This is a genomic window from Streptomyces sp. NPDC050564 (assembly GCF_044457265.1).
In the GTDB taxonomy this organism is placed as follows: Bacteria; Actinomycetota; Actinomycetes; order Streptomycetales; family Streptomycetaceae; genus Streptomyces.
In genome coordinates this window covers 56,268-68,928 of the sequence record NZ_JBITGS010000046.1, presented here as the reverse complement: position 1 = coordinate 68,928, position 12,661 = coordinate 56,268, and the positions used below count along the sequence as shown (strand labels likewise).

Genomic DNA, 12,661 nt, shown 5'->3' with positions numbered 1-12,661 from the left:
CCCCGGGTGCGGCCCACCCACGTGCTGGGCGACAAGGGCTACAGCTCCCGCGCGATACGGACCTGGCTGCGACGCCGCGGCATCAGCCACACCATCCCCGAGCGGGCCGACCAGATCCGCAACCGGCTCCGGCGCGGCAGCCGAGGCGGGCGTCCACCGGTCTTCGACAAGCAGCTCTACAAGCAGCGCAACGTCGTGGAACGGTGCTTCAACCGCCTCAAGCAGTGGCGCGGCATCGCGACCCGCTACGACAAGACCGCCGAGTCCTACCAGGCAGCTGTCACCCTCGCCTCGCTCCTGATGTGGGCGTGACATTTGAAGACAACTCCTAGGGGACCCAGGTCGACACACGCCGTGAACCAGCCACTTCACGAAGAGGCACTCGAGCGTCGCGACCGGCATGCGCGCGGGCAAGTCGCGGTTGCAGCCGCTCGCGCGCGTGGATGGGCGGGTACTCCCCGGCGGTTCCGTCATGAACTCAACTGGAAGGCATGACCGGGGACCACATGCCGAGCCACTGCTCGGCGCCCCATGCTTCGAACCGCTCTACCTCGGTGAACCCCAGCTTTGCCGCGAGGCGCATCGAGCCCACGTTGGCGGTCTGGGTGGTGAGCACCACCGGCTCGCCGGGAAGGACGCCGTCGAACCAGCCGAGTGCCGCCGCGCACGCCTCGGCGGCATACCCGAATCCCCACGCTCGCGGCAGGAACAGGTAGCCGAGATCGGCCTTCCCTACGGCAGCCGGGCGACGGTGCCCGGTTGCTCTCCTGAGCAGGATCTGGCCGATCATCGCTCCGTCGAGATCAACGACGAAACTCCCGGGCCACCGCTCGGGCACCTCAGGCGTCTCGCGCTCAAGCTCGTCACGCGGGCGGGGACCGCCGAGGTAGGTGTGCACCTCTGGCGAGGCGAGCAGCTCGATGAACGCCGCACGGTCCCGCGCCTCAGGCGCCCGGAGCACGAGCCGCTCGGTCCTGATCGGCTCAGGCGGCCAAGCGTCGAGTCCCAGATCTTCCATCCGCGCACGCTAACAGATGGTCAAAACGACCGAACGGGAAACGCTTAGCAACGTGAGACGTGGCTGACCTGCGGTCAAGCGGCGTTGCGGGTGGGGCGCTCGGCGACGAGCGCAGCGACGTCTCGGCCGGCGTACCAGGGCTGTCGGGGGCTCCCGCCTGAGCGCTGCAGCTGGCCGCGGCGGACGAGCTGGCGGACGCCGTCGAGGCTGATGCCGAACTGCCGCGCGGTCTGGTGGGCGTTGAGGTGGCCGGGCCGGATGTTCAGCGACGAGAGCGGGGAGAGGAAGTCCGCCGATGGCGGCTTCATCGCCGCCCCAATTTCACGTTCGTGGAGCTCGCCAAGGAGATCAATCCGATCGTGGCGGACTGGATGACGTGGACGACCGAAGCCTCCGTCGCCTGGTGAGCAGGCTGACAAGAGCGGAGTGACGAGAGATTGTCACGCTCCATTCTGTGGGAGCCCGGGGGTGAGATTCCCCCCGGGCCACCCGATCCCATCAGATAGCTGGCGATGGGACCCGTGTCTTTAGGCTGGGGGGAATTGCTTGTCTGGGCTGTTCTGGCCTCAACTGTGCGTACGGAGCTGCGCTGTTGACCGCAGCTAGATGTGTGGCGCTTGTAGTGTGATCGCGTGGCGGTGGCTCGGAAGGTTCGCCGGTATTCCGGTGGTGTGTGCCACTTGGGGCTGCACGTGGTGTGGTGCTCGAAGTACCGCTGCCGGGTTCTCGGTGGCCGGGTCGCGGTCCGGCTGCGGGAGCTGATCGAGGCCAAGGCGGCCGGGAAGGGCTGGGAGATCATCGCGCTTGAGGTGATGCCCGATCACGTGCATCTGTTCGTCAAGCACGGGCGGAAGGCGTCCGCCTCGTATGTGGCGAACCAGTTCAAGGGCTTCACCTCCCGCGTGTTGCGGGAGGAGTTTGCGCATCTGAAGTCGCGAATGCCCACGCTGTGGTCGTCGTCGTTCTTCGTCGCCTCGGTCGCCTCGGTCGGCGCGGTCGGCGCGGACACGGTGGAGACGTACATCAACACCCAGTGGGAACGTCCCTGGACCAAGGGGCAGAAGGAGGACATGCGTGCACCGCGCGTATAAGTTCCTCCTGCGCCCCACCGTGCGCCAGGAGCAGGCCCTGCGGGAGATGCTGTGGGATCACTGCTCCCTCTACAACGGCGCGTTGCAGGAACGCCGCGATGCCTACCGGCACGCCTCGAAGACGAGCATCACGTATGGGCAGCAGTCCGCGCAGCTCAAGGAGATCCGGGCGGTCGCCCCCGAGCGGCAGGGCCGCTGGTCCTTCTCCAGCCAGCAGGCGACACTGCGCCGTCTCGACAAGGCGATGCAGGCGTTCTTCCGCCGCATCAAGGCCGGACAGAAGCCCGGCTATCCCCGCTTTAGGGGAGTGAACTGGTTCGACACGGTGGACTTCCCCAAGGACGGGGACGGCTGTCGCTGGGACAGTACGCCGCACGACCCCGTCACCCGCGTGCGGCTGCAAGGTGTCGGGCACATCCGTGTGCACCAGCACCGGCCCGTCAGGGGGCGGGTCAAGACCGTCTCGGTCAAGCGCGAGGGCAAGCAGTGGTACATCATCCTCGCCTGCGACGAGGTGCCGGCCGAACCGCTTCCCGCAGCCGGTGCCGTGTGCGGTATCGACATGGGCGTAGCCCACTTCCTCACCACTTCCCAGGGCGAGCACCGGCCGAACCCGAGGCACGGCAGGCTGGGCGCTGAAGCCCTTGCCGAGGCTCAGCGTGCACTCAAGGCGTTTCCCCGCAGGAAGCGGAACAACCGCACCGCGAAACACCGGCAGGCCGTGGAAAAGGTCGCCGAGCTGCACCGCAAGGTACGCCGCCGGCGCACCGACCACGCACACAGGACCGCGCTCGCGATGGTCCGCACCTACGACGTGATCGCGCACGAGCGGCTGAGCATCGCGAACATGGTCCGCGCCCCCAAACCCAAGCCCGCCCCCGAGACACCCGGCAGATTCCTGCCCAACGGGGCCGCCGCCAAGGCCGGGCTGAACAAGAGCATCCACGACGCGGGTTGGGGGGTGTTCCAGGGCATCCTCGCGCACAAGGCTGAAAGCGCCGGTCGTGTACTGATCCCGGTGGACCCCCGCAACACCTCCCGCACCTGCCCCGAATGCGGGCACGCGTCCGGCGAGAACCGCACCACACAAGAGAGGTTCGAGTACACCCGGTGCGGACACACCGCCAACACCGATCAGGTCGGCGCACTCAACATCGCCATCAGGGCCGGGCTGGTCCTTCCCAACGTGGCCAAGCCACCGACAGGAGAAGCCCCCCGGATCTATCCGGGGGGAGGAGTCACTCCTCCCTGCCCGCCTGGTCGGGCGCTCGTGTTGGGGACGAGGTGTACGCGCTGCACGTCAACCGGTGCGTCGTGTACGTGGTGAGCCGGATGCGGGTGACCGGCATGGGGCGGGGCGACTGCTGCGGCACCGCCCCGGCGACGTGGCAGGACCCGGCGTTTCCCGGGCACGGCGACTGGTCGATGCTCGGTGCCGGCGGCTGCGGTGCAGCAGCGGTGCACGTGGACGCGACGCCCGTAAGCTTCGACATGCCGCTCCCAGGTGATCTTCTGGCCGGGCTTACCTGGCGTAACCGCCGAGGCCAGACCCGCGGTCTGAAGCACGTCGTGGATGGCCGTCTCGAGCGCTCGGTCGGCCTCCAGGGGTTCTACCGTCTGACCTCCGAGTCGTCCGGCGAGTTGGCGGAGGTCGTCGGCAACGCCGTTCTTTGATGCCAACGGACGAGCGGGTAGCGGGAACACACCCGCAACGGCCATCCTTCCCGCGAACACCGACCCGTTTTCGTCACCCGGCGCGTCGGTTTTCTTCAGTTCCCCGAAGTAGTAGTAGGGGTGGCCGTACACCGATTTGGTCGTGTAGTGGCCGCTGACCGCCGTGGGCACGCTGACCTTGGCGCCGCGCGTGCTGGACACCGTTTTGGCGGTGTAGCGCGCGTCGCCGGTGAACTTCGCCGTGATCTTCGCGTCCCGCTTCAGGTCGAGGGTGTCCGACAGGTTGCCGGAGGAGTTGACCGTTTCGACAGCACGGCCTGCCTTCGGCGCGTCACTCCGACTCGGGTTCCGGGCCTCCGAAGTCCGGGCTGGTGAACTCGGGGCTGGTGAAGCTCGGGCGGGGGGCCGGAGCGGGACCGGGCCCGTCGTCGGGGGCGGAGAAACCTGGGCGGTCGTAGCCGACCTGCGGGATGCGGCTGGTCGCCACCGGCGGTGCCGTACGACGCAGTGCAGCGGTACGGGGATCGGCGAGCGCTTCCCTCAGGAAGGGCATGATGCCGCGTTCCAGCAGGGCTTCCCGCCAGGCCTCTCTGGCCCGGGCCAACTCCTCGCTCGGCTCGTGGTAGCCCGCGGCCTCCCGGGTGGACTGGCCGCGGCCGCGCAGAGCAGTGACCAGCAAGACGACTACGCAGAAAACGATCGCGCCTACACCCACGGCTCCGAACAGCCACCCGGCGGTGAACATGGTCCGGGCGAACTCCGACTCGGCGGTGAGCACCTTGAGGACGAAGCCGACGAGGAAGAAGATCGCGGCGGCGGTTCCGGAGAGGACGGGGGCGAGCACAGCGAAGACAGCGAACGCACCGGCTCCGGCCGACTCGGTTGTCTCCGGGGCCGGTGTCTCGTGCCTGGCCGAGGGCGTGCGAGCAGGTGTGCGGACGGCGACCGGCTGCTCGGACGTACGCGTTGTCCACGCCCCCGCCGCCGTCGGTACTTCTGGGCGTACGCGCAGGCCGAGAAGCGCTGCCAGCAGACGGCGGCCGTAGGACATCCTGGCCCAACGCTGCGGAGTGACTCCGTCGCTGATCCGGCGGCCACCCGGTGGTCCGGCACCGAGGACGGCCGCGCCGAACCGGTGGCCCAGACCTGCCGGAGCGTGGTGGCCGGGGGCCGCCGGCCGGGTGCCGGAGCGGGAGAAGGCGGACGAGGGAGGGGCGGACGCCGAGCGTGACGGGGACGCAGAGCCACGGATTTCTTCGCGGACCCGTACGTAATGCTGGTACTCCGTCGCCGCGCCCGCAGTGATGAGGTCGGTGGCATTCAGCGCCAGGGTGCGCAGTTGCTTCGGGCTGAGCCGTTCGCCCACGGCGGCCAGGTCCGCGCGGTGGGGGGCGGCGCGCAATGCCTCGTCGAGGATCCGTTCGTACTCCTCGCGGTCTTCGCTCAGCAGCCGGGGAGCGTCGTTCACAGCCCCTCCTCCCCTATCGCCGGCCCCTGCCGCCATCGTGGCGCGCCTCGGCCATCGAAGCCAGATCCCGTTCCGTCGGGAGGGTCCGAGGGGATGGGAGCGTCCCCGGGGCGCGTGGGATCCGGGAGCCGTGTTCGGTCCGCGGGGAGCTCGCCAGGTGCGGGCTCCGGCGTGCGAGCGTCCGCGACAGCGGCAGGCGGCCTGGGCGAAGGCATCGGCCGCGCGGGGGGCGGCGGGCTTTCGGCACGGGCGGGGAGCTGGACCGGGTCCGCGGGGGACGACGCGGAGGGGGCTGGCGGCGGCTCCGTTCGGGGCAGAGGAGCGGACGGTGCTACGGCGGCTGCTGCACCCGGGGCTTCTTCAGCTCCGGAGCCGTTCGCTCCGCCCTCGGCACCGGCAGTCGAAGGCACCTCGGCCTCCGCCACCCCGGCCGACTGCCGGTCGCCCGTCACTGCCTCGTTCACCGTCTGGATGCGGCCCAGTTGGGCGAGCAGCATGGGCGCCGACATACCGACGACGAGGGCGGCGTATTCACCTTTGATCTGTCCTGCGGTACCGAACAGCACCGCGGCCCCGGCTCCCAGCACGCTGTGTACGACGGCCGCGACGATGTCAACGACGGGGTCGAAGTATGCCTGGAACCGCGGGGCTTGCCCCTGTGCCGTGCCTGCCGCGGTCAACTGCCGATGGGCGCGGCGATCGGCCTGCCAGGACACGAACCGGGTGTACAGGTCCAGGGCCCCACGCAGCAGACCACCCGCCGCCCCCAACAGGATCAACGTCGGGACGTCCACGGTCTCCCCCGAGTGACGGCGCTGACGCCTGGCTGCGAGCATTCGGACACCGGACGAGCGTAGAGCCGCGCGTAAGCCACAGGGATGGGTCCAAGTCGGCTCACAATTCGGCCAACTACCCACCTTTCACTCCTATTTGCAAGCTCCGTCAACGCGAGGCCCATCGCGCGTTCAGCCCGCGAAGCGCTTCGTCGACAGCACTCCGGTGGCGTTCCCGAAGGAGGTCGGCGGAGCCAGGCACGCCAGAGCATGCACGGCAAATCGCCATGACGAGACGCGCACCTACCCGGACTTGGTTCTCAGAGGGCGTCGGGCGCGGCCTCGGATGCCACCTGGACCTCCGCGGTGAGCGGGTGACCGATGCCGAGCACCCGGACACAATCCTCGGCCAGTTCGGCGAGACGCTGTACCCGATCTCGAGGGCTACCGCGGGACACCTGTAACAGCCGGACCCTGAGCGTGACTTCGTGGTCCGGCCCAAGCAGTCGACGGGCGTCTGTATGCAGGCTCTCAGGGGTTGCATCCACGGCCGGACGACTGCCGACGACATCCGTCGCGCCGGTCTTCAACAGGGCGAGCCGGATGCGCAGCATGCTGAGACTGTCCCAACCCATGCAGGCGTTCGCCGTCGCCAGGAGTTCGTGACCGATTTCCTGGGCCTCGATGACAGCACCGTCGTCGTGTAGCGATTCGACATAGGTGAGTTTGATCTTCACTGCCTCGGGGTGTAGATACCCGAGGATACGGTCCGCCTCCGCGGCGTTGACGCGCGCGACGTCGACCATCTCGGACAGGCGTTGCGACCCGCGCAGCACGGAGATCAGCGCCGACCGGGCCCACAGGACCCGCTGGTGGTCCGCGCCGAACCGCCCTTCGGTGTCCTCCACCAGATTGACGGCGCAGTCGGTAGCCTCCGCCGTCTCACCGCAGCGGATCAGGCCCTCGACGACGCTGGCTCGCACCCACAGAACTATTGGGTGGTGCGGTCCTAACAGTTCGGACAGGCCGGGGATCTCATGGCGGAGGTAGTGGACCGCCGAGTTCCAGCCCCTGATTTGGGCGGCCGCATACAGCGCGTCGATCCGGGCCAGGCTGAGATCCAGAGCGTCCACAGCCGGATCGCCTTCCCAACGCGTGAGCAGCCTGTTGGCATGATGCCAGGCGCCGGTCCAGTCGCCGGCGGTGCCCACCCAGTAGACGAGCCGCCGCTCAGTCAGACGGGTGTAAGGCGAGTCGGCGCCGAGCATCTGGCGGGAGTCTTCACGAACGGCTTTGGTCAGCTGGACCGCCTCCCTCATCCGACCCGCCTCCCCGGCCCAGTACGCCGCGGCCTGCCGAGCGGCGAGCGTGCCCAGATGGTCACCTCCGAGCCGCTGGGCGCAGCGCTGGACGAGTTCGTTGGCGTGCGAGGCGGCCGCCTCCGGACGGCCCGAGCGCCCCAGATGCCGGATCGCCGTGGCCAGCTCCCCGATCTCCGGCTTACGGGCGGGCCAGAGTTGCTCCACCGGGGCCAGCCGCACCAGCCCTGCGGCATCGCCCTCCCCCGAGCCGTCGTCGTCCTGTTCGTCGCCCCAGCCATTGGCGACCGGGCGGGCGGTTTTCGACAGGGACTCCGACACCAGCATCGACCATCTGCGGGCCCACCGGTCTGCGTCCCGCCAGTCGGCGGGCAATGGGACGCCTCGCTCCTCTGCGGCCTGCAGGCAGACCGCGACGAACATCATGACGCGGGGACGGTCGGCGACAGACACGTCGCCGTTCTTGAGCATGCGATGAGTGGTGGTGCGGGCAAGTACCTGCATGCCTGCTGAGCCGACGGGATTAAGCCGTCTCCCCTCGCGGAGCTGCCGCTCCGACAGCTGCTCAATTCGCTCGTACGAGACGCCGACCAGGCGCTTCATGGCACAGAGGTCGTCCATGAACGACATCAGCATTCTCGTGCGCTGCATATCCCCCATTGGCAACGTCCCCCGTCCGAGCCCTGCACCTGTTCCGCATTACTCCTTCCCCGAATAGGTATCGGGCTACGCGGTCAGGGCGTTCCGAAACATCCCAACGTGGCGGCTCCGACCGTCGAGTTTCCGGTGCCTTCGCCGCGGAAGCGCGGGGCGCGGGATCGAAGCGGTGAGAAAGCAGTGTCTCCCGCTCCGCCTGCACCCTCCCTCCCAGCAACCCAGCAACTGCCCCGCGCAGCGGCATCCCTGAGCTGCCCGGGCCATCCTGATACGTCCCGGCGGTAGCACCGAGTATCCGGGCTGTCCGGGGCTGTCCCAAGCCGCGTGCGGAGGGTGGGACGGCGGCATGTTGAGGGCGAGGAGTCGGGCACAGGCGTGGAGGGCAAGATCGTGGACACCTGGAATCTACTGCTGATCATCGCAGCTGCGGTTTGTACAACCGTCCGTCTCGCAGCCCTGACCTGTGGGTTCCTACGGGTGCTGCGGGACTGCCGGCCGGCGGACCGGGTCGAGCTGTTCGCCTGCTTCACCGCTGCCCTCAACGGCGCGCGTTCACCGCGCCGTCGACCAGGATCGTCTTGAACACACCTGGCCCCTATGGGACGTTGGAGCCACGGGGCGGCCGTGGTAAAGGGGTGGATCTTGTCGAGTGCTATGGAACCGCCGGCAAGCATTCACCTCGGAAGCTGCTCGTGCATCTCCTGGGAGATGCACGAGTCCGCCGTGCGGATCGCGGACGCCGTACATGACTCCTCTGGCCGGCCGGATTTCGTACTGGCCATCGACGGTTCGTCCGGGGCTGGGAAGACGACATTGGCCGCGTGCATCGCAACCCAGTCAGGGGCCGCCGTATTTCACATGGACAACATCTATCCGGGCTGGACGGGCCTGGAGCAGGGTGCGCAATATCTCGTCGACTGGATACTGCGCCCACTGGCGGAGTCCCGCCCGGCAATCTGGCGCAGATACGACTGGTACACGGGGGAATTCGCCGAGACCCACACGATTAGCCCCGGCGGACCGCTGATCGTAGAGGGCGTCGGTTCGTACAGCCTGCAATCGGCCCCGTACCTCCGCTCCACGATCTGGGTGGAGGCAACCACGCCGCAGCGCCGCGCACGCGTGGAATCCAGGGACGGTCTCTCCACGGCCCCGATGTGGCCACTGTGGGCGGCACAGGAACAGACGTTCCACCGCAAGCACAGGACACGGGAAGCGGCGGACTTCCTCATCCATAATTAAGCCACTTCCCTCCGGCCACCCGACCGTTGGTCCATGTGCATCGTTGATGTTGACGAGCTGGTTGAGCATTGCACGCTGCTGAAGGACGAGCAGTCTATCCGCGGGGGTGCTGGCCGAGCACTCCAAGCTCGGTGTCACCCCGTTCCCCTACTGGGCGCCGCTGGACCGGCCCTACACCCTGGTCGTGGAGGAGCAGGCGGATCCGGCGACGGTGGCACCGTTCCGGGCCGATGGCGCGGCGCTGCTCGCGCCGATCACTTCCGCTCCAGCGCGGCCAGTCGCAGCTCAAGCTGGTCAACCCGGTGCTGTAGCAGGGTGACTTGGGCTTCCAGGCTGACTTCCCGTTCCGCCCTGCGTTGAATGCGCGGTGACGCGGCGGCGCGCTCGATCACCGCGTCCAGCCGGACCAGGCGCTGCGGCCCGTTCGGGCCGTCCACCAGCCGGGACTGGATCTCGCCATTGCGGTACCAGGACCGCAGGGCCGAGCGGGAAACGCCGGTCTCGGCTTCCGCCTTGGCCAGCGTGACCCAGGGTGTCTCGTCCAGCTGCTCGAACAGCTCCAGCTCATTCTGCCAGCGCGCGAGCCGGTTCTCCCAATCCGACGGTGTCTCCATCACACCCTCCCTTTGGCATGGTGACCCTATCAATAACACTGTATTGACATGGTTGAGACCCTGGAATCATGTCATTTGAAAGGTTCACGGTGAAAGCCCGCAAGGTGGTCGTCACGGCTCAGGAGGAGGCGAGGCTGCTCAAGCACAACTACATCGGCACGGAGCACATCCTGTTGGGGCTGCTCGACGCGCGGGACAGCATGGCGGCGAAAGTTCTGCACCAGCTCGGGTACGACAAGGAGACGGCGCAGGCCGATATCGCCGCGGTGGTCAAGCCCGGCACGCAGGAGCTGAGCGGCCATATCCCGTTCGCGCCGAGCGCGAAGAAGACGCTGGACCTCGCCCTGCGCGAGGCGCAGCAACTGCACCACACCTACATCGGTACGGAACACATCCTGCTCGCCCTGGTCAGGGAAGGTGAGGGCGTCGGCGCGAAGGTGCTTGCCGAGCGGATCAGTCCGATCAGCAAGATCCGTGCCGCGGTGATGGCCTCATTGGAGGGATCGCAGGACGTCGCAGCCAGCCCATGGCCGGCCGGCACACCTGCCACCGAGGACACCGTGTCCGCCGCCGGCGCGCTGGCCGGTGGCGCACCGGTCGGCAGCCATCACCTGCTTGAGGCGATGCTGCGGGCGGAGAACAGCATGGCGGCCAGGGTGCTGCGCGAACTCGGGGTCGACCCGGGCGCGGTCGCCGCCAAGATCGACGAATTGGATCCGGAGACGACCACGGACGCGAACCCGGAGGAAGCCGCCGCGCGCAAGATGGAAATCCGGCTGGTCGACGATGAGGTGCACCTGATCCTGCGGGACCCGGCGACGGTCACGATCGCCAAGAAGGTTACCGAGCTGTCCGGCGGCCCGATCCAGGGTGTCGGGCCGGTCGCCGGCATGTTCGTCCCGCTCTGGCGGTCCACCAACCAGCTGCTGCTGCAGATCCAGCGCGTGCTGGAACCGGAACCCGAAGAAGAGGACGGATCCGCCGCGAGCAAGGTGGCCAAGGTCGTGCGCACGGTGCTCGCGCCCCGGCTCCGCCGGTGAACCGGCTGATCAGCGGGCCGGAACCGGTCGATGGGAGTGGCGAGGACGGGGGCGTGGCGAGCGACGATGCGCCGGCGCCGTTCTCGCCGGCCACCAGGGTGTCGTTCACAGGCGCGTTCGCCGCACCCACCGAGGCACAGCGGATCGGCCTGTCCGCGACGACCCGGCCGGTCGAGGAGGTGAGCACCTTCCTCGCCGTCGAGCAGCCGGTCAAGATCGTGCGGCCGGCGAACCGGAAATCGGTCCGGCTGCAAGTGGAGGTCCCGGTCGCGGACATGGCCACGCTCGGGAAGGGCACCGGCAAGGTGTCCGGCTCGGCGGCGGGACCGGAGCAGCGGTCGTCCATCGGGCCGGATGCCGAGCAGCGGATTCTCGCGCTGGCCGGCGAACATCGGTCGACGATCGTGTTCGCGAACTCCCGCCGGCTTGCCGAGCGGCTCACCGCCCGGCTGAAACGAACTGGTCGCCGCGCCGGGCCGAGGCCGGCCAGCCGGCCAGGTTCCCGGCCCGGCCGAGGCGATCGGCGAGTCCGGGATCTCGTTCGGCGCCCCACCGGTGGTGGCCCGCGCGCACCACGGGTCGATCTCTCGCGAGCAGGCAATACGGTGAATCGGAGGCAACCGTGACCATCACGATCGTTGGAGCCGGCTTGGGCGGCCTGGCCCTTGCTCGTGTGCTGCACGTGAACGGCATCGACGCCGTCGTGTACGAACGCGAACCGTCGCGCGACGCGCGCGGTCAGGGCGGCATGCTCGACCTGCACGCCGGGACCGGCCAACGGGCGATGCGCGAGGCCGGCCTGACCGACGAGTTCCGCGCGATTGCCCGTCGTGAAGGCCAGGACCTGCGCCTACTTGAGCCGGATGGCACCCTGCTGCTGCAGGAGGATACGCCCGAGGACGCCCCGCTCGATCGACCCGAGGTCGACCGTGCCGATCTGCGTAACCTGCTGCTGAATTCGCTGCCCGAGCACGCGGTGCGTTGGGGGCACGCGTTCGAGCACGCCGACAAGGGGCTGCTGCACTTCGCCGACGGCAGTAGCGCGACGTATGACCTGTTGGTCGGCGCCGACGGCGCGGACTCCCTGGTTCGCGCACTGCTCACCGACGCCCGACCAACGCACACCGGCCAAAACGTCGTTGAGCTTGGCATCCCCGACATCGACCGCACCCATCCCGATCTCGCGGCGATGGTTGGGCGCGGCAACTACTGGGTGCTCGGCAACGGACAATCCCTGTCGGCGCAGCGCAACGGCGACGGCCGCGTACGCATCTACCTCAGCTTCTGCACCGCCGAGGACTGGTTCGAGACCAGCGGAATCCCCTTCGACGACCCCGCCGCCGCCCGGGCGCGGCTGATCGACCTGTTCAACGGCTGGGACTCACGGTTCACCGCACTGATCGCCGCATGCGACCACACGGTCCTGCCACGGTCGATCACCACGCTCCCGGTCGGCCTGACCTGGCCGTCGAAGCCAGGCGTCACGCTGCTCGGCGACGCCGCGCACCTGATGCCGCCGGTGGGTCAGGGCGCCAACATGGCGCTGCTCGACGGCGCCTTGCTCGGCCTCGCGCTGGCCGCGCATCCGGACAGCTTTCCCGCCGCCGCCAAGGAATACGAACGCGAGATGTTCGAACGCACCAGCGCCGCCGGTCGGCAGTCCGCGCGCATCCAGAAAATCCTGATGTCGCCGGACGCCAGCCGGAAAATGCTCGCGTTCTTCCAACCGGGCTGAAGATAACCGAATACGACCAAGCAACTGGCT

13 protein-coding genes are annotated in these 12,661 nt (G+C 68.5%); 8 read left to right on the top strand and 5 right to left on the bottom strand.

Annotation, left to right across the window (positions count from 1 at the left end; genetic code table 11):
* A partial coding sequence (locus ACIBK0_RS44420; RefSeq protein ID WP_399093758.1) for a transposase occupies window positions 1-312 on the top strand: 312 nt, incomplete at its 5' end.
* A gap of 166 nt (window positions 313-478) precedes the next feature.
* Here ACIBK0_RS44420 and ACIBK0_RS44415 read toward each other — a convergent pair.
* Window positions 479-1,018, bottom strand: a complete 540-nt coding sequence (locus ACIBK0_RS44415) for a GNAT family N-acetyltransferase (RefSeq protein WP_399093755.1) — start codon at window positions 1,016-1,018, stop codon at window positions 479-481.
* Between the two features lie 74 nt (window positions 1,019-1,092).
* On the bottom strand, window positions 1,093-1,326 hold the full coding sequence (locus ACIBK0_RS44410) for a hypothetical protein (protein ID WP_399093752.1): 234 nt from the start codon (window positions 1,324-1,326) through the stop codon (window positions 1,093-1,095).
* A 324-nt stretch (window positions 1,327-1,650) separates the two neighbouring features.
* Here ACIBK0_RS44410 and tnpA point away from each other — a divergent pair, with 324 nt between their 5' ends.
* From tnpA to ACIBK0_RS44395, 3 genes are read left to right on the top strand one after another with little or no spacing between them, the layout of a single operon-like run.
* Window positions 1,651-2,109 (top strand): IS200/IS605 family transposase, encoded by a 459-nt coding sequence (tnpA, locus tag ACIBK0_RS44405; protein WP_399093749.1) that lies wholly within the window; start codon window positions 1,651-1,653, stop codon window positions 2,107-2,109.
* On the top strand, window positions 2,093-3,436 hold the full coding sequence (locus tag ACIBK0_RS44400; RefSeq protein ID WP_399093745.1) for an RNA-guided endonuclease InsQ/TnpB family protein: 1,344 nt from the start codon (window positions 2,093-2,095) through the stop codon (window positions 3,434-3,436). The genes tnpA and ACIBK0_RS44400 overlap by 17 nt, the downstream gene beginning before the upstream one ends.
* Window positions 3,424-3,783 carry a hypothetical protein gene (locus ACIBK0_RS44395; RefSeq protein WP_399093742.1) on the top strand — a complete coding sequence of 120 codons (360 nt, stop codon included), beginning with the start codon at window positions 3,424-3,426 and terminating at the stop codon, window positions 3,781-3,783. Before ACIBK0_RS44400 ends, ACIBK0_RS44395 begins: the two co-directional genes overlap by 13 nt.
* Window positions 3,784-4,114: 331 nt before the next feature.
* Here the strand turns inward: ACIBK0_RS44395 and ACIBK0_RS44390 are convergent, their stop codons facing one another.
* Window positions 4,115-5,251, bottom strand: coding sequence for a hypothetical protein (locus ACIBK0_RS44390; protein ID WP_399093739.1), 1,137 nt, complete (start codon window positions 5,249-5,251; stop codon window positions 4,115-4,117).
* Between the two features lie 1,093 nt (window positions 5,252-6,344).
* Window positions 6,345-7,994 carry a hypothetical protein gene (locus tag ACIBK0_RS44385; protein ID WP_399093736.1) on the bottom strand — a complete coding sequence of 550 codons (1,650 nt, stop codon included), beginning with the start codon at window positions 7,992-7,994 and terminating at the stop codon, window positions 6,345-6,347.
* Window positions 7,995-8,858: 864 nt separating this feature from the next.
* On the opposite strand from ACIBK0_RS44385, the gene ACIBK0_RS44380 reads away from it, so the two are divergent.
* Window positions 8,859-9,242 (top strand): hypothetical protein, encoded by a 384-nt coding sequence (locus tag ACIBK0_RS44380; RefSeq protein ID WP_399093733.1) that lies wholly within the window; start codon window positions 8,859-8,861, stop codon window positions 9,240-9,242.
* Window positions 9,243-9,496: 254 nt separating this feature from the next.
* Here the strand turns inward: ACIBK0_RS44380 and ACIBK0_RS44375 are convergent, their stop codons facing one another.
* Window positions 9,497-9,856 (bottom strand): excisionase, encoded by a 360-nt coding sequence (locus tag ACIBK0_RS44375; RefSeq protein ID WP_399093730.1) that lies wholly within the window; start codon window positions 9,854-9,856, stop codon window positions 9,497-9,499.
* Between the two features lie 68 nt (window positions 9,857-9,924).
* Between ACIBK0_RS44375 and ACIBK0_RS44370 the strand changes: the two genes are divergently transcribed.
* The 3 genes from ACIBK0_RS44370 to ACIBK0_RS44360 are packed head-to-tail and all read left to right on the top strand — an operon-like array spanning window position 9,925 to window position 12,631.
* Complete coding sequence (locus ACIBK0_RS44370; protein ID WP_399093727.1) at window positions 9,925-10,896, top strand: Clp protease N-terminal domain-containing protein; 972 nt, start codon at window positions 9,925-9,927, stop codon at window positions 10,894-10,896.
* Between the two features lie 53 nt (window positions 10,897-10,949).
* A complete protein-coding gene (locus ACIBK0_RS44365) occupies window positions 10,950-11,522 on the top strand; it encodes a hypothetical protein (protein WP_399093724.1) in 573 nt (190 codons plus the stop codon).
* Complete coding sequence (locus ACIBK0_RS44360; RefSeq protein WP_399093721.1) at window positions 11,519-12,631, top strand: FAD-dependent oxidoreductase; 1,113 nt, start codon at window positions 11,519-11,521, stop codon at window positions 12,629-12,631. Before ACIBK0_RS44365 ends, ACIBK0_RS44360 begins: the two co-directional genes overlap by 4 nt.
* The last annotated feature ends 30 nt before the right edge of the window (window positions 12,632-12,661 follow it).

Coding starts and splice junctions, on each gene's coding strand:
- ACIBK0_RS44375 (WP_399093730.1), bottom strand. CDS start 9,856: ATGGAGACACCGTCGGATTGGGAGAACCGGCTCGCGCGCTGGCAGAAT.
- ACIBK0_RS44415 (WP_399093755.1), bottom strand. CDS start 1,018: ATGGAAGATCTGGGACTCGACGCTTGGCCGCCTGAGCCGATCAGGACC.
- ACIBK0_RS44410 (WP_399093752.1), bottom strand. CDS start 1,326: ATGAAGCCGCCATCGGCGGACTTCCTCTCCCCGCTCTCGTCGCTGAAC.
- ACIBK0_RS44385 (WP_399093736.1), bottom strand. CDS start 7,994: ATGCAGCGCACGAGAATGCTGATGTCGTTCATGGACGACCTCTGTGCC.
- ACIBK0_RS44380 (WP_399093733.1), top strand. CDS start 8,859: ATGGACAACATCTATCCGGGCTGGACGGGCCTGGAGCAGGGTGCGCAA.
- ACIBK0_RS44370 (WP_399093727.1), top strand. CDS start 9,925: ATGTCATTTGAAAGGTTCACGGTGAAAGCCCGCAAGGTGGTCGTCACG.